Origin of the sequence: Actinospica sp., assembly GCF_035552695.1 — a bacterium.
Classification (GTDB): domain Bacteria; phylum Actinomycetota; class Actinomycetes; order Streptomycetales; family Catenulisporaceae; genus Actinospica.
This window is the reverse complement of the sequence record NZ_DASZKT010000011.1, coordinates 31,898-49,198: the sequence shown is the minus strand read 5'-3', so window position 1 is coordinate 49,198 and position 17,301 is coordinate 31,898. Positions and strand designations below refer to the sequence as shown.

The window sequence follows — 17,301 nt, the reverse complement described above, 5'->3', positions numbered from 1 at the left end:
TGGCAGGCAGGGATTGCTCGGGGAGTCCGGCGAGCGGGGTGCGTTCGGTAGGTCCGACGAGCGGAGTGTGTCCGGGAAGTCCGGCGAGTCCTGTGTGCTCGGCACATCCACCGAGCCCAGTTTGCTCGGCGCGTCCGGCGAGTCCGGTGTGCTCGGCACGTCCGGTGGGCCGGACGCCGTCGTCCGCATCCTGGTGTCCGACCACGGCCCCGGCATCCCGCCGTCCGCCCGCGACCTGGTCTTCCGCCCCTTCCAACGCCTAGGCGACCGGGACAACAGCACCGGCGTCGGCCTCGGCCTAGCGCTGGCCCGCGGACTGGCCGAGTCGATGGGCGGCACCCTCGTCCCCGAGGAGACCCCCGGCGGCGGCGTGACCATGGTGCTGACACTCCCAGCCGGGCCGGTCGCGGCGCAGACGGCGGCCTCGTATGCCTGCTGACCGACTTCGAAGTGCTTTCCGAGAACGTCGGCCCGGACCCTCTCCGCTGCCCATAGGCCGTATTCGCCGAACTCCGAGATCCTGTGGCGGCACAGCGGATGTGAATTCGTCTTTCGCGGACGAAAGGCACTGTGCGACCGGCACTTGTCCGAACAACGCAGGGGTCGGGGGTCGCCGTAGGTGTCGCGGAGCGAGCCCTGCGAGCGTGCGACGTCGTAGGCCTTAGCGCGCAGCGCGTTTCCCGAGGGAGCGCAGCGACCGTAGGGCTAGGGGCGGGCGGGTGGGGATAGCCAGCGCAGCGACCCCGTGGCCCGAACGAGGCCCGATGCGAAGCGAAGCATTGGGCCGTAGGCAGGGCCGAACGCAAACGCAAGCCGCCGACGCTACGTCAGCCACCATCGACGCCGCGCATCGCCGCAGGCGTCGCGGAGCGAGCCCTGCGAGCGTGCGACGCCGAAGGCCCTAGCCCGCAGGGCGTTACCCCCGAGGGAGCGCAGCGGACGTAGGGCGCGCGCAGCGCCGAGGGTGGGCGGGCGGGCTAAGTATTCGGCCCGAACGTAGGCCCGATGCGAAGCGAGGAACGAGCGAAGCACCGGGCCGTAGGCAGGGCCGAACACCAAGCCAAGCCGCCGAACAGACCCGGACCCAGCACCCTTCTACCGGCCCCTACCGGCTTCTACCGGTTCAGATACGCCAGTACCGCGAGTACGCGGCGGTTGTCGTCGTCGGAGGGCGGCAGGTCCAGCTTGGCGAAGATGTTCGAGGTGTGCTTCGCGACGGCGCGTTCGGTGACGACCAGTTTGGCGGCGATCGCGGCGTTCGAGCGGCCTTCGGCCATCAGGCCGAGGACCTCGAGTTCGCGCGGGGTGAGGGTGCCGAGGGGCTCTCGGGAACTGCCGTGCACCAACAATTTCGCGATCACCTCGGGGTCCATGGCGGTGCCGCCGCCGGACACTCGGCGCACGGCGTCGACGAACTGCACGGCGTCGAAGACGCGGTCCTTGAGCAGGTAGCCGACCGCGCCCTTGCCGTCCGCCAGCAGTTCCCGCGCGTAGAGCTGCTCCACGTACTGCGAGAGCACGAGCACCGGCATTCCGGGGACCTGCTTGCGGGCGGCCAAAGCGGCGCGCAGGCCCTCGTCGGTGAACGTCGGGGGCATCCGCACGTCCACCACGGCGACGTCCGGCCGGTGCTCGAGCATCGCGTCCAGTAGGGCGGGCCCGTCGCCGACCGCCGCGACGACCTCGAAGTCGTGGGCGCTCAGCAGCCGGGCCAGGCCCTCTCTCAGGAGGTAGAGGTCTTCGCCGAGGACGACGCGCACGGGATCTCCAGGGTCACTTCGGTGGGGCCGCCCACGGGGGAGCGCACGGCCATGACTCCGTCGAATGTACCGATCCGCCGCTCGATCCCGGCGAGTCCGCTGCCGGAGCCGCGTCCCGCGCCACCGCCCCGCTGCCCGACCTGCCCGACCTGCCCGCCCGGCACCACCGGCACTCCCGGCGCTCCGTCCGCGGATTGCACCCCCGCACCGCCGCGGCCGTCGTCCACGCAGGTCACCCGCAGCCGTCCGTCCCGGTGCCACAGATCGATGCGCACGGTTCGGGCGTGGGCGTGCTTGGCCACGTTGGTCAGCAGCTCGCTCACCGCGAAGTAGGCCGCCGACTCCACCGCGGGCTCGAGTCGGCCCGGCAGGTCGACGGTCACCTCCACCCGCAGCGGGCTGTCCAGCGCGAGGGCGCGGACCGCGTCGCCCAGGCCCCGGTCGGACAGCACCGGCGGGTGGATGCCGCGTACCAGTTCCCTGAGTTCGGTCAGCGCCTTGGCCGATGCCTCGCGGGCCTCCGCCATCAGGGCCTTCGCCGCCTCCGGGTGCTGGTCGATCAGCGCCTCGGCGGCGCCCAGGTTCATGCCCATGGCCACCAGCCTGGCCTGCGCGCCGTCGTGCAGGTCGCGCTCGATCCGGCGCAGCTCGGCGGCCTGGGTGTCGACCGCGTCGGCCCGGGTCTCGGTCAGCCTGGCCACCCGGCGGGCCAGCGCGGCCTGCCGGGCGTTGGCGGTCGGGCCGAGCAGCAGCGCGGTCCACCGGCCGTGCAGCCGGATCAGCGCCGGGCCCGCGTACGCGCCGCCGACCAGGAACGCCGCGCCGAGCGGGAAGGTGGCCCAGCGCAGGTTCGTCAGCGCGCCCGACTTGGAGACGTGCACGAAGCCGTACCAGTCGTTCATCCCGGCGTTCGTCAGCGTCGGCCACAGGATGCCGATGACGAACCCGTACACGCCGTAGAGCACCAGGCTCGCCGCGAAGGCCGCGATGGCGACGCCGACGACGGAGTCCAGGATCGCCCAGGCGAAGTCCCGCCAGGTCTGCGGGTCGCTCACCCGCGCCAGCAGCCGGCGCAGCATCCCGACGAGGCCGGGGGCCGTGGCCACGTCCAGCGGCACCGGCTGGTACGGCTCCTCGATCTCGATCCCGCCCCACTCGCGCGCCAGCCGCCGCGCCGCGTTGGCGGTGTCCCGCAGCAGGGTCAGCGCGCTCGGCAGCAGCAGCAGGCCGATGCCCATCGAGGAGACCATCGAGGCCGAGGTCACCACCAGGGCCCACAGCACGGCGTTCCAGATGCCGAACCCGATCAACGCCCAGCCGCGCAGCGGCGCGAACAGCAGCCGCTCCTTCAGGCTCGGCCGCCGCCGGCCGGTAATCCCAAGCTCGCTCATGGACCCCAGTCTCGCCGTCGCGGGGCCCTCGCGCACGGGCTCCAGACACCCGGCCGGGGGTGTACCTGGTGACACCCCCAAGACACCGGGTGGCCGGATGTCGATGCTGACGCCATGTCAATAGCGTGAGTGTCGAGCCGGTGACCTGCACCGGAACCGAATCCCAGGGGGAATGGGAACCATGGCGCACAGACGTAGTCCCGCTGCCGCGCTCGGCGGCTGGAGCGCGACACACCGCAAGACCGCCGTCTTCGGCTGGCTGTTGTTCGTGATACTCGCGACGGTGATCGGCGGCGCGGTCGGGCAGAAGCAGCTCAGCGACGCCCAGCAGGGCGTGGGCAGCTCGGCGCAGGCGCTGCAGATCCTGCAGGACGCCGGGCTGACCGCCCCCGCCTCCGAGATGGTGCTGGTGCACGACGCGACGGAGACGGCCGACGCGGCGGGCTTCCGGCAGGCCGTCACCCAGGTCACCGCCGCCGTGCACGCGACCGGCCAGACCACGAACCTGCAGAGCCCTTACACCACGGGCCTGATTTCCAAGGACCGGCACTACGCGCTGGTCGAGTTCGACATGACCGGTGCGGCGTCCAGCGCCGGCGACCGGGTGCAGCCCGTGCTCGACGCCGTCGCCAAGGTGCAGGCGGCGAATCCCGGCCTGCGGATCAACGAGGTCGGCGACGCGTCCGGCGACCACTGGGTGAACCAGTCGCTCGGCACGGACTTCAAGCACGCCGAGTGGACGGCCGTGCCCCTCGCCTTCGGCATCCTGCTGGCCGCCTTCGCCGCGCTGATCGCGGCGCTGCTGCCGGTGGTGCTCGCGGTGACGGCGTTCATGGCGGCGCTCGGCCTGCTCGACCTGATCTCGCACGCGGTGCCGCAGTCCTCGTCCTCGAACTCCGTCATGCTGCTCATGGGACTCGCCGTGGGTGTCGACTACTGCCTGTTCTACCTGCGCAGGGAACGGCAGGAGCGGGCGGCCGGTCGTGATCCGAAGCAGGCGCTGGACATCGCCGCGGCCACCTCGGGCCACTCGGTGCTGGTCTCCGGGCTGACCGTGATGGTCGCGATGGCCGGGATGTTCCTCACCGGCATGCACATCTTCGAGGGCTTCGCGCTCGCCTCGATCCTGGTCGTCGCGATCGCGATGCTCGGCTCGGTGACGGTGCTGCCCGCGCTGCTCGCCATGCTCGGCGACCGGATCGACTGGGGCCGGCGCAAGTCCCGGCGGCACCGCCCGGCCAACCCGAACGGCGGCCGCGTGTGGAACGCCACGATGGCAAAGGTGCTCGACCACCCCAAGGGCTTCGCCGCGGTGGCCGCCGGCTTCCTGATCGTGCTGGCGATCCCGGCGCTCGGGCTGCGCACCCAGTCGCTCGACGTGAATCAGCAGCTGCCCGCGAGCTCCCCGCTGGTGCAGACCTACAACGCGATCAGCGCCGAGTTCCCGGCCAGTCCGGCGCCCGGCATGATCGTGATACAGACCCCTGATGTGAACTCGAACGCGGTGGTGGAGGGGATCGCCGCGTTCAAGACCGATGCCGCCGCGGACGGCGCGCTCGGCAGCGGGCCCGTACAGGTCGCGCCGTATCCCGCGCAGCGCGTGGTGAAGATCCTCTTCCCGGTGGCGGGCCAGGGCCGCGACGCGCAGGCCGTGGCCTCGCTGGACACGCTGCGCACGAAGGTGCTGCCGCACACGCTCGGCGCGATTCCGCACACCACGGCTGTGGTCGGCGGCAGCCTCGCATTCAGCACGGACTTCAACGGCCAGCTCGACAACCGCATCGTGCCGGTGTTCCTGTTCGTGCTCGGAGTCACCTTCCTGGTGATGCTGCTCGCCTTCCGCAGCTGGGTGATCGCGGGCACCGCGATCCTGCTCAACCTGCTGTCCACCGGCGCGGCGTACGGCGTGATGGTGGCGGTCTTCCAGCACGGCTGGGGCGCGAGCCTGGTGGGCACGAAGCCGGTCGGCGCGCTCGAGTCCTGGATCCCGCTGTTCGTGTTCGTGGTCCTGTTCGGGCTGAGCATGGACTACCACGTGTTCGTGGTCTCCCGGATCCGCGAGGCGCACGACAGAGGCCTGACGACGAAGGACGCGGTGGCACACGGACTGCGCGCCACCGCGGGCACGATCACCAGCGCGGCGGCCATCATGGTCGCGGTGTTCGGGGTCTTCGGCACGCTGGGCATGCAGGACTTCAAGCAGCTCGGCATCGGCCTCGGCGTGGCGATCCTGCTGGACGCGACCGTCATCAGGGTGCTGCTTCTGCCCACGGTGATGACGCTGCTGGGCGAGCGCAACTGGCCTCGGTCGAAGCGCCGGGTGCCCGAACAGCGGCCGGAGCCCGTGGCCGTCCTGCGCTAGTGCGTCACACTAGCCGTCCAGGGCGCAGCGGGCGGCGCCGATCAGGCCGGCGTCGCGGCCCAGGGTTCCCGGCAGGGCCCTGATTCGCTGGACGAAGCCGAGCGAGGCGCGGCGCTTGAGGTGGGCCCGGAGCGGATCGATGAGCACCGGGCCCGCCGCCGCGACGCCGCCGCCGATGACGACCACGTCGAGGTCGACCAGCGCCGCCGCGCCGACGATGCCGCAGGCCAGCGCGTCGGCCGCGCGGTCGAAGGCGGCCAGCGCGGTCTCGTCCCCGGCGTGGGCGTCCTGCGCCAGCACTCGCGCGTCGAGATCCGGCTCGCCGCCGCGCCAGCCCTGCCGCTTCGCCCAGCGGACCATCGAAGGCCCGCTGGCCAGTGCCTCTACGCATCCTGTCATGCCGCAGACGCAGCGGACCGGCTCGCCGTCCGTCGGGATGTGCCCGAAGTGGCCCGCGTTTCCGGTCGGTCCCGAGTAAACCCGGCCGTCGAGGACCAGGCCGCCGCCGACGCCGGTGGACACGACGATGCCGAGCATCGCGGCCGTGCCGCTGCCCGCCCCGCGCCAGTGCTCGCCCACGGCCGCGGCCACGGCGTCGCCGACCAGCACGGTCCGCGCGCCCGGGAAGGCGGCGGCCACGCTCTCGCGGAGCGGGAAGTCGCGCCAGGACGGGATGTTCACCGGGCTCACGGTGCCCGCGGCCAGGTCCAGCGGGCCCGCGGAGGCGAGGCCGATGGCCCGGGGACGGTCGTCGGCGACAACCTGTTCAGCGAGGTCTATCAGGGTGTTGGCGACGGTATGGCGCTCGCTCGGCGGGGCCGCCGGGGTCGGGATCTCGGCTCGCCGCAGGACCACGCCGTTCGCCACGAGCGCGGCGGCGAGCTTGGTGCCCCCGATGTCGATCGCCAGGATCGGGGAAGCCTCGGTCACGGCTCGGTCCTCTCGGGATGGGGGCGGCTCACGGGTTGAGCAGCGTCGTCAACTGGGGGGCGAAGGCGCGGTGGAAGACGAGCGAGGCGGCGCCGATCGCGCCCGCGCCGCTGCCCGCCGGGGAGAGCGAGACAGGGGCCTTATGCACGCGGCGGGCGATCGGGCGGGCCGAGAGCGCCTCGTCGATCGCCTCGCGGTAGATCCCGCCGACCGGGCCGAGCGCCGGGCCGCCGAGCACGAACAGCTCGACGTCCAGCATGTTCGCCACGCTCACCGCGACGTCCGAAAGGTAGCCCGCGACCCGGTCCACGACCGTGCGGGCCAGCGGATCCCCGGCGGCGGCAGCCGCGCACAACGCATCGTGGTCCACTGACGCCGGGTCGCGCGCGTAGGCGGCCGCGAGCGTTCCCCCGCCGCCGTCCGCGAGCAGCTTGTGTGCGTCGGCGACCATGGCGTCGGGGCACGCGACGGCCTCGAGGCAGCCGCGATTGCCGCAGTAACACTGGGGACCGTCCGGGGCGACGGCGATGTGCCCGAGTTCCGCGGCGTTGCGGTACGGCCCGCGATAGACCTGGTTACCGAGAAAAAGACCACCTCCGATACCAGTCCCCATATACAAATAGACGAAATTGCCGACATTCCGTGCCACGCCCGACCAGCGCTCGCCGATCGCCGCGGCGGTAGCGTCGTTGTCTATGGTCACGGGACTGCCGGTGCTCTCCTCGAGCAGCGTGCCGAGCGGCACCCGCTCCCAGCCCGCCAGCCGCGGCGGATACAGCACCAGGCCGAGATTCTGGTCGATCGGGCCCGGGCAGGCGAGGCCGACGCCGAGCATCCTGCGCCGCGGTATTCCGGCCTCGCGCACCACCTTGCGCACGGCCTTGCCCATCAGCTCCACCGCCTCCTCGGGCTGCACCGAGTGGTGCACCTCGCGGCGCGTTTCGGCGAGCACGCTGCCCGCGAGATCCACCAGCACCGCGGCGATCTGGCCGGGATCGAAGTGCAGGCCCACGGCGTAACCCGCGGTGGGCTCGACCCGCAGCGTCGTGCGCGGCTTGCCGCCGCCGGACGGGCCGACCGAAGGCCGCGCGCCGTCCTCGCGCACCAGACCGTCGGTCAGCAGCCGCCGCACGATCACCGAGATGGTCTGCGCGGTCAGACCCGTGCGCTCGGCGAGCTCGACCCGGCTGGTCGCGCCCGAGGACCTGATCGCGTCGAGCACCACGTTCTGGTTGTAGCTGCCCACTTTCGGCAGATTCGTTCCCGACTGCTGCCGCATGCGTACTCCTGACCTCCCGGGCCATCCGCTCCGAAGTGTTTGTACATCAAATGGATTTACGAAGGAAGTGGCACGATCAATCCCCGGGCTGATTACCCATCATACGGCCCGATTTGCCCTGATAACACGGGGTTTACAATAACGATTCAACACCGGTCTTGACTTCGTAAATCAAATGGACTTACGTAACGGAGCAGCGATCGCTCCCCCGTCACACCGGCGTCACGGACAGGAGATCTCAATGCAAGGACGCAGAAAGATCGTCGCGGCAGCGGGCACGCTGCTGCTCGGGGCCGCGAGCCTCACCGGGTGCACGCTCTCCTCGGGCTCGTCATCGGGCGGCGCGAAGACGATCACCGTGGCCTACCAGGAGTACGGCGACTTCACCCAGCTCAACACGGAGATGCAGTCGCTCAAGACGCAGTACGAGAAGGCGAATCCGGGCTACACCGTCAAGCTCGAGCCGATTCAGGCCTCTGAGAACGACTACTACACCAAGCTCACCCTGATGAACCGGTCCGGGTCCACGGCGCCGGACGTGATGTACGAGGACACCTTCCTGATCAACTCGGACATCCAGGCCGGCTACCTCGCGCCACTCGACTCCTACCTGTCCTCGTGGTCCGACTGGAGCCAGTTCACGCCCACCGCGAAGGCCGCGGCGGTCGGCTCGGACGGCAAGACCTACGGCGTCCCGATGGGCACCGACACGCGTGCCCTCTACTACAACAAGACCCTGTTCAAGCAGGCCGGCATATCCGTGCCCTGGCAGCCGAAGAGCTGGGCCGACGTGCTCTCCGCCGCCGAGACGATCAAGGCCAAGCTGCCCGGCGTGACCCCGATCAACGTCTACTCGGGCAAGGGCTCCGGCGAGGGCGCCACGATGCAGGGCCTTGAGATGCTGCTCTACGGCACGGCCGACCAGCTCTACGACTCGTCCACGAAGAAGTGGATGCCGTCCACGCCCGGCATGCTCGCCTCGCTGAACTTCGTCAAGCAGGTGTACACGACCGGTCTCGCGCCCGACGTGCAGGACGCGCTGAACCCGAACTTCGGCACGACCGTCGCGACCGAGCTGCTCCCCTCCAGCAAGTTGGCGATCGACCTCGACGGTTCGTGGCTCCCGGGCAACTGGGCCCCGACCGGCACCAAGCCGTGGCCCGCGTGGTCCTCCACGCTGGGCGTGGCCGCGATGCCGACGCAGAACGGCCAGGCCCCCGGTTCGACGAGCATGTCCGGCGGCTGGGTCCTGTCGGTCGGCTCGCACTCCGCGAACAAGCAGGCCGCGTTCAACTTCGTGTCCCTGGCCGAGAACAAGGAGAACGCGCTCAACTACGACATCATCGCCAGCCAGATCGCCGAGCGGACCGACGTGGCCGCGGATCCGAAGTACCTGTCCACCAACCCGACCACCGGCTTCTTCACGAACCTGGTGAAGGTGACGCACTTCCGGCCCGCCTACACCGTCTATCCGCAGATCTCGGACCAGATCCAGGTCGCGATGGAGTCGGTGATGACCGGCCAGGCCTCGCCGTCCTCGGCGATGTCCACGCTCGCGCAGCAGGTGAACGGCATCGCCGGTTCGTCGAACGTGGCATCGGGCTCATGACGGTCGCGACACAACAGCAGACGGCGCGCATCCCCATGAAGGGTGGTGCGCGCCGCCCGCGCCGCGTCCGCCGCACGTTCAGCCGGCTGCTGCCGCTCGGTCCCGCCCTGCTGCTGCTGGCGATCTTCTTCGCCGGGCCGCTGATCTGGAGCGCGTACACGGCGTTCACCAACATGGCGCTGTCCGGCTCGGCCACGACGCAGTTCACCGGCCTGGCGAACTTCCGCCGGATGTTCGCCGACCCGGCGTTCGTCAAGTCGCTGGAACTGACCGTCGTCTTCGTGATCGGGTCCGCGGTGATCGGGCAGAACCTGCTCGGCATGCTGCTCGCGCTGATCCTGCGCGGCCGCAACCGGCTCGTGCGCACGATCGTGAACGGCGTCGTGATCGGCGCGTGGGTGGTGCCCGAGGTGGTGGCCGGGTTCGCCTGGTACGCCTTCCTCTACAAGACCGGCACGCTGAACGCGATCCTCGGCCATCTCGGGCTGTCCCAGGACTGGCTCTACACGATGCCGATGCTCGCGGTGATCCTGGCCAACACCTGGCGCGGCACGGCGTTCTCCATGCTGGTCTACTCGGCCGCGCTCTCGGACGTGCCGCCGGAACTGCTGGAAGCGGCCGCGGTCGACGGCGCCTCCTCCTGGCAGCGGCTGCGCTACGTGACCATACCCCTGATCCGCCGATCGATCGTCAGCAACCTGATGCTGATCACGCTGCAGACCCTCGCCAGCTTCGGCCTCATCTACGTGATGACCGGCGGCGGCCCGGGCACCGCCAGCTCGACCACACCGCTGTACATGTACCAGGAGGCCTTCCAGTTCTACCAGCTGGGATACGGCACCGCGATGGCCCTGGTGCTGCTCGTGCTCGGCGCCCTGTTCTCGCTGATCTACCTGCGCCTGATCAAACTGGAGGACTCGTGAGCGAGCTTGCGAGCGAACAATCGAGCACGGCCTTCGCGCGGACGCGCACCCAGCGCCGGCGAGGCGGTGGCCGCGGTGTCGCGAGCGGGATCACGTCGCCGAAGAAGGGTCCCGCGGCCCTCGCGTCGTACGCGGTGATCCTGGTGCTGTTCCTGGCGTTCCTGCTTCCGTTCGCCTGGCTGATCCTCTCCTCGATCGAGACCGGCTCCGGCCTGAACGCGACACCGACCTGGCACTTCACCCTGGCCAACTTCAAGGCGATCTTGAACGTCGCCACCGTCTACCAGCCGATGCTCAATTCGCTGATTCTCTCCGGCGGCACGGCGCTGCTGACGGTGGTGTGCTCGGCGCTGGCCGCGTATCCGCTCTCCCGCTTCCACATGCGCTTCGGCCGCTCGTTCCTGTACACGATCCTGTTCGCCACGGGCCTGCCGATCACGGCCGTGATGGTGCCGGTGTACTCGCTCTACGCGCGGTTCAACCTGGTCGACTCGGAGCCCGCGACGGTGCTGTTCATGACGGCCAGTTCGCTGCCGTTCGCGATCTGGATGACGAAGAACTTCATGGACGGCGTGCCGGTCTCCCTCGAGGAGGCGGCGTGGACCGACGGCGCGAACTGGCTCCAGTCGCTGTGGCGTGTGGTGCTGCCGCTGATGGCCCCCGGCATCGTGGTCGTGTTCATCTTCACCTTCGTGATGCAGTGGGGGAACTTCTTCGTCCCGTTCATCCTGCTGCTGACTCCGGACAAGCAGCCCGCCTCGGTGACGATCTACACGTTCTTCTCCCAGTACGGCGAGGTCGCCTACGGGCAGCTGGCGGCGTTCTCCATCATCTACACCGCTCCGGTCATCGCGCTCTACGGCGTGCTGTCCAAGTTCCTCGGCGGCGCCTTCAACCTCACGGGAGCGGTCAAGGGCTAGTCGCACAAACTCTCGCAAGCCTCCTTCGGTCCCGACGGGCAGGTCCGCGGCGATTCTTCTGGCGGGGAGCACGCGCCTATCTGGGCCTTCTTCGCCGGGCAGGCTTGATGGCCGTGTCGTAGTCTGAGGCCATGCGAGCAGTGACATATGACTCCTACGCGCCCGACGACTCACGGCTGAAGTACGGCGAGGTCGCCGACCCGAAGGTGGGGCCCGGCCAGGTGCTGATCGAGGTCAAGGCGGCTTCGGTCAACCCGGTGGACTGGAAGGTGATGGCGGGCGGCCTCGACCCGATGATGGACGCCGTCTTCCCGGTGATCCCGGGCTGGGACGTGGCGGGGGTCGTCACCCGCACGGGCCCGGACACGCCGGAATTCTCGGTCGGCGACGAGGTGATGGCGTACGCGCGCAAGGACGTGGTGCACGCGGGCACGTTCGCCGAGTACGTCGCGGTGGCGGCGCCTTCGGTGGCGCGCAAGCCCGCCGGGCTGGACTGGGCTCAGGCGGCCGGGCTGCCGTTGACGGGGTTGAGCGCGCTGCGCTGCATGGACCGGCTCGAGGCCGGTCCGGGCGACGTGCTGCTGGTGCACGGCGCGGCGGGCGGCGTCGGGAGCATCGCCGTGCAGCTCGGCGTCGCGCGCGGGGCGCGGGTGATCGGCACGGCGTCGGAGCGCAACCACGACTTCGTGCGCAGTCTCGGCGGCGAGCCCGTGACGTACGGCGAGGGCGTCGTCGAGCGGATCAAGGCTCTGCGTCCGAGCGGCGTGACGGCGGCCGCTGACTTCGTCGGCGGTCAGCTGGAGACGACGCTGGCCGTACTCGCCCCCGGCGGACGGCACGTGTCGATCGCGGATCCGTCCGTGGGCGGGCACGGCGGGGCGTGGGTCTGGGTGCGGCCCGACGGCGCGAAGCTGGCCGAGCTCGCCGCGCTGGTCGACGCGGGCAAGCTGACGGTCGAGGTCGCGGAGACCTACCCGTTGGACAAGGTCGGCGCGGCCTTCGAGGCGAGCCGGGGCGGGCACACAAGGGGAAAGCTCATCATCGTGCCCTGAGACGATCTGGCCTCGGGCCGCTCGACCGAGGCCCCCCGCCCGACGCAGCTCCCCCTCGCCGGGACCTCAGCCCTCTTCGGCGCGGTCGACGGCGGTCCGGATCGCGTCCTCGGTGATCCGGAAATGGTCGCGGGCGATGTGCGCCGCGGTGTCCGGGTCGCCGCCGGTCACCGCGGCGGCAAGCGCCCGGTGGTGCGGCAGCGCCCGGTCGCGCAGCTCGGGGGTGAACGGCTCATGGCTGATACCCAGGCTGACCTGCGCCAACAGCTGCCTGCTGAGCGCGGCGAGGGACGGATTGTGGGCGGCCTCGGCGATGCTGCGGTGGAATTCCACGTCGGCGGCCCGGGCGGCGACCCCGTCCTGCGCCTGCTCGTAGCGCCGCAGGGCGGCCTGGATCGCGGCGTCGTCGGCCGGGCTGTGCCGCTCGGCGGCGGTGCGCGCGACGAGCGACTCGATCAGCCGGCGCAGGTCGAAGAGTTCTTCGAGACGGCCCCACTCCTCGCCGAGCAGCGACTGCACCGCGCCGGCGGTGCGGGTCCCCCAGTCGGTGCGCACGAACGAGCCGCCGGAGCGTCCGCGGCGCGCCTCGACGTATCCGGCCTCGCGCAGGTCGGCGAGGGCCGCGCGCACCGTGACCCGGCTGACCTCCAGCATCGCCGCCAGCTCGCGCTCGGCCGGCAGCCGCTCGCCGGGGCTGTAGTCGCCCACCGCGATGGCCGCGATCAGCCGGTCGGCCACGGCCCGCGCCGCGGTCACCGGCGAGACCGCGCCCACCCCCGGCGGCGACGTCGCGCGTGCGGGTTCTGAGGTCATCGCTGCTGTTCCTCCGAAGTGGTATATACCTGTGGGTGCCGGCCCGTTGGGTGCGGTCCGGTGAATGCGAGACCAAAGGTATTGAAGACAGACCATTAGCCGCCTACCCTCGGTGTCACCGTAGATAGTCGCATCCCGGAGCCGCCCACGATGACTACCCACGAATACGCGCCGATCCCCGACCCGGCTTACACCGGCCGCGCGCCGTTCCGCGACTACCAGACGTGGTACCGCGTGACCGGCGATCCGACCCGCGCCGCCCGCGCGCCGCTGGTCGTTCTGCACGGTGGCCCCGGCTGCACCCACAACTACGTGGCCGCGATCGCGGACCTCGGATCGCCCGAGCGCGCCGTCATCCACTACGACCAGCTCGGTTGCGGCGACTCGACCCGGCTGCGCGACCACGGCCCCGAGTTCTGGACCGTCGAACTCTTCCTCGACGAGCTCGACAACCTTCTGCGATACCTGGACATCGCCGAGGAGTACGACGTGCTCGGCCAGTCCTGGGGCGGCATGCTCGCCGCCGAACACGCCGTGCGCCGACCGTCCGGTCTGCGCCGCCTGATCATCGCGAACTCCCCCGCGTCGATGGCCGACTGGGGCGCCGGCGCGACCGCCCTGCGCGACGAGTTGCCGACCGAGATCCGCCAAGCGCTGGAGCGGCACGAGGCCGCCGGTGCGTACGACCACCCCGAATACCGCGCCGCCGAGGCCGAGTTCTATGCCCGCCACGTGTGCCGCGTCGTGCCCAACCCGCCGGAGGTCGAGCGCACGAACCGGGCCCTGGCCGAGGACGCGACCGTGTACGGGCATATGAACGGCCCCAACGAGTTCCACGTCATCGGCACGATGAAGGACTGGACGATCGTCGACCGGCTGCACCTCGTCGACGTCCCGACGCTGGTCGTCAACGGCCGATACGACGAGGCCACGGACGACTGCGTGCGCCCGTACGTCGAGAACATCCCCGGCGCACGCTGGCATCAGTTCGAGAACTCCTCGCACATGCCGCACGTCGAGGAGCGCGACACCTATATGCGCGTGGTCGGGGAGTTCCTCGACGCCTGATTCAGTCCTTGGCCGATCCGGCGGGCTGCCCGTGCCAGAGCAGCTCGCACAGCCGGTCGAGGCCCTGCGCGAGGTGGCGGCGGTAGGTGCCGAAGGGGAGCTCCAGCTCGTCGGCGACGGTCTGCTGCTGCTTCGCGTCGGCGTCGAGGTACGTGGCGGCTATGACAAGGTACTGCTTCTCGCCGTGACGGTCCTCGCGGAGTCGGCGCAGGGCTTCGGTGATCGCGGCGCGGATGCGGTCGGCGGGGACGACGTTGTCATCAGGCGATAGCGATACGAAGCCGGTTCGCCGCAGCAGGTTGCCGCCGAGGGCGTCGGGGCGGTGCCAGGCGCGCAGGGCCGAACGTACGGCGGCGTTGAAATCCTCGCGCTGGATAACGGCTGTGGGCGCGGTGCTCGCCGCGGGACCAGCGTCGGCGACGTGGTCCATGACTCTGGCGCGCAGCAGTTGATGGCGTTCCGGGTCGCGCCACTTGAGGTCGGCGTCGAGGATCGCGCGGACGACGTCATGCGGGTAGACGCCGCGTGGGCCGGACGCGATGAACGGCAGCTCGCGCAGCCAGGCGAAGAGGGCCGCGGTGTCGGCGTCGGGCAGGGCGGCGCGCAGCAGTTCCTCGTTCGTCGTCGGCAGCAGAGCGCACACGTCGAGGGTCCGGCGGTGCTCGGCGGACGGCGCGTCGCCGACGAACTGGTCCACGAGCGTGCCGATGACGTCCTGCGGGGGAGTCCAGTTCGCGTCGTCGTCTCCGGCCTCGTTCCGGCGAGCCGCGTCGGCGATCAGGGAGAGCGCGAGCGGGTTGCCGCCGGCGAATGCGAGTACTGGCTCGTGGCGGGCCTCCGGAACACGACGCGCGCCCAGCAGCGTCCGCGCGTCACGTTCGGGCAGCTCAGCCAGCTCGACGAGCTCGAGGATCCCCTGCCACGCGGGGTCGCTGCGCCAGGCGCGGGCCGGACGCGTCCGACCGGCGAAGACGACCACAGAACCGAGCGGCAGACGGGGCAGCAAGTCCTCGCGCAGCCAGGTCTCAAGGTGCTGGTAGTGCTCGAAGGCGTCGAGGAGGAGCACGGCGCCCGCCTCGTCGGCGAGCATGCGGGACGCGGCGGCCTCCAAAACGGCAGGCGTGCGCTCGCCGCCGCGAGCGGGGTCCAGCTCGACGACGAGCCGGCCGGCGTCGGCGGCCTCGTCCGCGAAACGACGGAGCAGCGAGGTCTTGCCGATGCCTCCGGGACCGCTCACGAACAGGAACGTGAACGGGCGTGCGGCGTCGTCGAGCGCGGTGCGGAACGCGGCGATCTCGCTTTCCCGGCCGACGAAGGCGCGGCGGCGGGCAGCCTGGAGCTGCTGAGCGAGGGAGCGCGTCGGGTGAGCGGCGCGGGGCGCGTGCTGCCGGGCCGCGGAGCGCGGCTCGCGACGCTGCGAGGGAATGCCGATCATCCCGGCCGTCGTCGCGTCGCCCGCGCCGCGCACGGCGAGCGCCGTACCGCTGCTCGTCCGCACAGTGCCGCGCGCCGTCACGATCCGCGCGTCGGCGCCGCCCGCCTTCATCAGCTTCCTGCCCAGCGCGTCCAGCCGGTCGGCCCGGCCCGCCGCGCCCTCCGCGATCGGGGCCAGCGCGTCGTCGGCGCTGAGCACGCGCTGCTGCATCCGCTTGAGCGCCGGGCCCGGTTCTATGCCCAGCTCGTCCCTGAGTATTCGGCGCGCGCTCTCGTACACGTCCAGCGAATCGGCCTGGCGACCGGCGCGGTACAGCGCGAGCATCAGCAGCTCGTGCAGGCTCTCCCGGAGCGGGTACGACGTGATCAGCCTTCTGAGGCTCGCGATCGCGGCGAGATGGTCGCCCGCCTCCACCTGCGCGGCCGCCTCGGTCTCGGCGGCGTCGGCGCGCAGTTCGATCATCCGCGCGCGGACCGGCTCGAAGTACGGCCCGGGCACGCCCACCAGCGGCACGCCGCGCCACTCGGTCAGCGCCTGACGGCACAGGTCGGCCGCCTCCGAGCCCGCCCCCCGGGCGGCGACCGCGGCGCCGACCCGCCGCTCGAACACGTCCACGTCCACGGACACCCGATCGCCGCGCAGCGCGTAGCCGTCGCCGATCGGCTCGATCACGATTCCGGCGTCCGGATCGCCCGCGTTCAGGATCTGCCGCAGCCGGGAGACGTACGTGCGCACCGCGCCCGCGCCGGACTTCGGCGGGCGCTCGCCCCAGAGCGCGTCCAGCATCGAGGCCATCGAGACGTGCGCTCCGCGGGAGAGCAGCAGCACGGCCAGCACCGCCTGCTGCTGCGGCGGGCCCACCTCCAGCTCCGTCTCGCCGCGCCACGCGCGCACCGGTCCCAACAGTCGGAACCTGAACTCGGTCATCCGTAGCCTCCCCCGCCACCGGCCGCCTCTGGTACGGGCGGCCGGATAGTGCCTGCGGTCCTCGGATGATCTTCGCGGTCCCATTTCCGTGAGACATCCGTCAATCTCACTGAAGATACGCTAAGAGACGATTGCATGAAGGGGTGAGCGTCTTATGAGAAGGTCACGGGCCGTCCCGGCCGCCGCCCGACCGCCGCGTTGACGGCGCGTAGACGGGCCGTTGATCGCCCGGCGTTAGCGTCGGCGATGTGCAGGAACAGCGGATGCGGGCCCTCTACGAGACCCACGGTCCGTTGCTGCTGCACTCGATCATGCGCTGGACCAGCGGGGATCGGCAGGCAGCGGAGGATCTGCTGCAGGAGACCATGCTCCGCGCCTGGCGCAATCTGCACACGCTTGAGGACCAGGCCGCCCGTTCCTGGCTGCTGACCGTGGCCCGGCGGCTGGCCATCGACGCCTCCCGCAGCCGTGCGGCGCGGCCCACCGAGTGCGGGGACGAGCCGCTCGGTCACATGGCGTCGCGGCACGATCACGTGGAGCAGGTGCTCGATCGCGCACTGCTCTCCCCCGCCCTCGCCGGCCTGCCCGACCCGCAGCGCGCCGTATTGTTCCACGTCTATTACCTGCACAGCACGATGCGGCAGACGGCCGAGACGCTCGGCATCCCGGAGGGCACGGTCAAGACCCGTACCCGGCACGCGTTGCGCACGTTGCGCGGCGAGCTGGCCTGAGACGCTCGGCATCCCGGAGGGCACGGCACTGTGAAAACCCCAACCCGACACGCGTTGCCCACCCCGCGCGGCGAGCTGGCCGAGCAGCTCCAGCACGCCTG

Annotated in this window: 13 protein-coding genes and 1 pseudogene; 8 read left to right on the top strand and 6 right to left on the bottom strand. The window is 70.9% G+C overall.

Annotation, left to right across the window (positions count from 1 at the left end; genetic code table 11):
• Nucleotides 1-181: 181 nt before the first annotated feature.
• A pseudogene (locus VG296_RS32670) lies at nucleotides 182-439 on the top strand (sensor histidine kinase); the annotation flags it as partial.
• A 676-nt stretch (nucleotides 440-1,115) separates the two neighbouring features.
• Here the strand turns inward: VG296_RS32670 and VG296_RS02540 are convergent.
• Entirely contained in the window at nucleotides 1,116-1,760 is a 645-nt protein-coding gene (locus VG296_RS02540; RefSeq protein ID WP_325562602.1) for a response regulator transcription factor, read from the bottom strand.
• Nucleotides 1,724-3,151 (bottom strand): sensor histidine kinase, encoded by a 1,428-nt coding sequence (locus VG296_RS02535; protein WP_325562600.1) that lies wholly within the window; start codon nucleotides 3,149-3,151, stop codon nucleotides 1,724-1,726. Before VG296_RS02535 ends, VG296_RS02540 begins: the two co-directional genes overlap by 37 nt.
• Before the next feature lie 181 nt (nucleotides 3,152-3,332).
• On the opposite strand from VG296_RS02535, the gene VG296_RS02530 reads away from it, so the two are divergent.
• Nucleotides 3,333-5,513, top strand: a complete 2,181-nt coding sequence (locus VG296_RS02530; RefSeq protein ID WP_325562598.1) for an MMPL family transporter — start codon at nucleotides 3,333-3,335, stop codon at nucleotides 5,511-5,513.
• Between the two features lie 9 nt (nucleotides 5,514-5,522).
• Here VG296_RS02530 and VG296_RS02525 read toward each other — a convergent pair whose 3' ends face one another.
• A complete protein-coding gene (locus tag VG296_RS02525; protein ID WP_325562596.1) occupies nucleotides 5,523-6,443 on the bottom strand; it encodes an ROK family protein in 921 nt (306 codons plus the stop codon).
• Nucleotides 6,444-6,471: 28 nt separating this feature from the next.
• Nucleotides 6,472-7,722 (bottom strand): ROK family transcriptional regulator, encoded by a 1,251-nt coding sequence (locus tag VG296_RS02520; RefSeq protein ID WP_325562594.1) that lies wholly within the window; start codon nucleotides 7,720-7,722, stop codon nucleotides 6,472-6,474.
• 241 nt (nucleotides 7,723-7,963) lie between these two features.
• On the opposite strand from VG296_RS02520, the gene VG296_RS02515 reads away from it, so the two are divergent.
• From VG296_RS02515 to VG296_RS02500, 4 genes are all read left to right on the top strand, one after another.
• On the top strand, nucleotides 7,964-9,331 hold the full coding sequence (locus tag VG296_RS02515) for an extracellular solute-binding protein (protein WP_325562592.1): 1,368 nt from the start codon (nucleotides 7,964-7,966) through the stop codon (nucleotides 9,329-9,331).
• Nucleotides 9,328-10,254: a sugar ABC transporter permease gene (locus VG296_RS02510; protein ID WP_325562590.1), complete on the top strand. Its 927-nt coding sequence runs from the start codon at nucleotides 9,328-9,330 to the stop codon at nucleotides 10,252-10,254. The genes VG296_RS02515 and VG296_RS02510 overlap by 4 nt, the downstream gene beginning before the upstream one ends.
• Before the next feature lie 89 nt (nucleotides 10,255-10,343).
• Nucleotides 10,344-11,174, top strand: a complete 831-nt coding sequence (locus VG296_RS02505; RefSeq protein WP_349259431.1) for a carbohydrate ABC transporter permease — start codon at nucleotides 10,344-10,346, stop codon at nucleotides 11,172-11,174.
• Between the two features lie 131 nt (nucleotides 11,175-11,305).
• The gene (locus VG296_RS02500; RefSeq protein ID WP_325562586.1) at nucleotides 11,306-12,226 is read left to right on the top strand and encodes an NADP-dependent oxidoreductase; all 921 of its coding nucleotides are present in this window, start codon (nucleotides 11,306-11,308) and stop codon (nucleotides 12,224-12,226) included.
• Between the two features lie 66 nt (nucleotides 12,227-12,292).
• Here the strand turns inward: VG296_RS02500 and VG296_RS02495 are convergent, their stop codons facing one another.
• Entirely contained in the window at nucleotides 12,293-13,039 is a 747-nt protein-coding gene (locus VG296_RS02495; protein ID WP_325562584.1) for a FadR/GntR family transcriptional regulator, read from the bottom strand.
• A gap of 150 nt (nucleotides 13,040-13,189) precedes the next feature.
• Between VG296_RS02495 and VG296_RS02490 the strand changes: the two genes are divergently transcribed.
• Nucleotides 13,190-14,107 carry a proline iminopeptidase-family hydrolase gene (locus tag VG296_RS02490; protein WP_325562582.1) on the top strand — a complete coding sequence of 306 codons (918 nt, stop codon included), beginning with the start codon at nucleotides 13,190-13,192 and terminating at the stop codon, nucleotides 14,105-14,107.
• A 1-nt stretch (nucleotide 14,108) separates the two neighbouring features.
• Here VG296_RS02490 and VG296_RS02485 read toward each other — a convergent pair whose 3' ends face one another.
• Complete coding sequence (locus VG296_RS02485; RefSeq protein ID WP_325562580.1) at nucleotides 14,109-16,469, bottom strand: BTAD domain-containing putative transcriptional regulator; 2,361 nt, start codon at nucleotides 16,467-16,469, stop codon at nucleotides 14,109-14,111.
• A 248-nt stretch (nucleotides 16,470-16,717) separates the two neighbouring features.
• Here VG296_RS02485 and VG296_RS02480 point away from each other — a divergent pair, with 248 nt between their 5' ends.
• Entirely contained in the window at nucleotides 16,718-17,200 is a 483-nt protein-coding gene (locus VG296_RS02480; protein ID WP_325562578.1) for a sigma-70 family RNA polymerase sigma factor, read from the top strand.
• Nucleotides 17,201-17,301 lie beyond the last annotated feature (101 nt).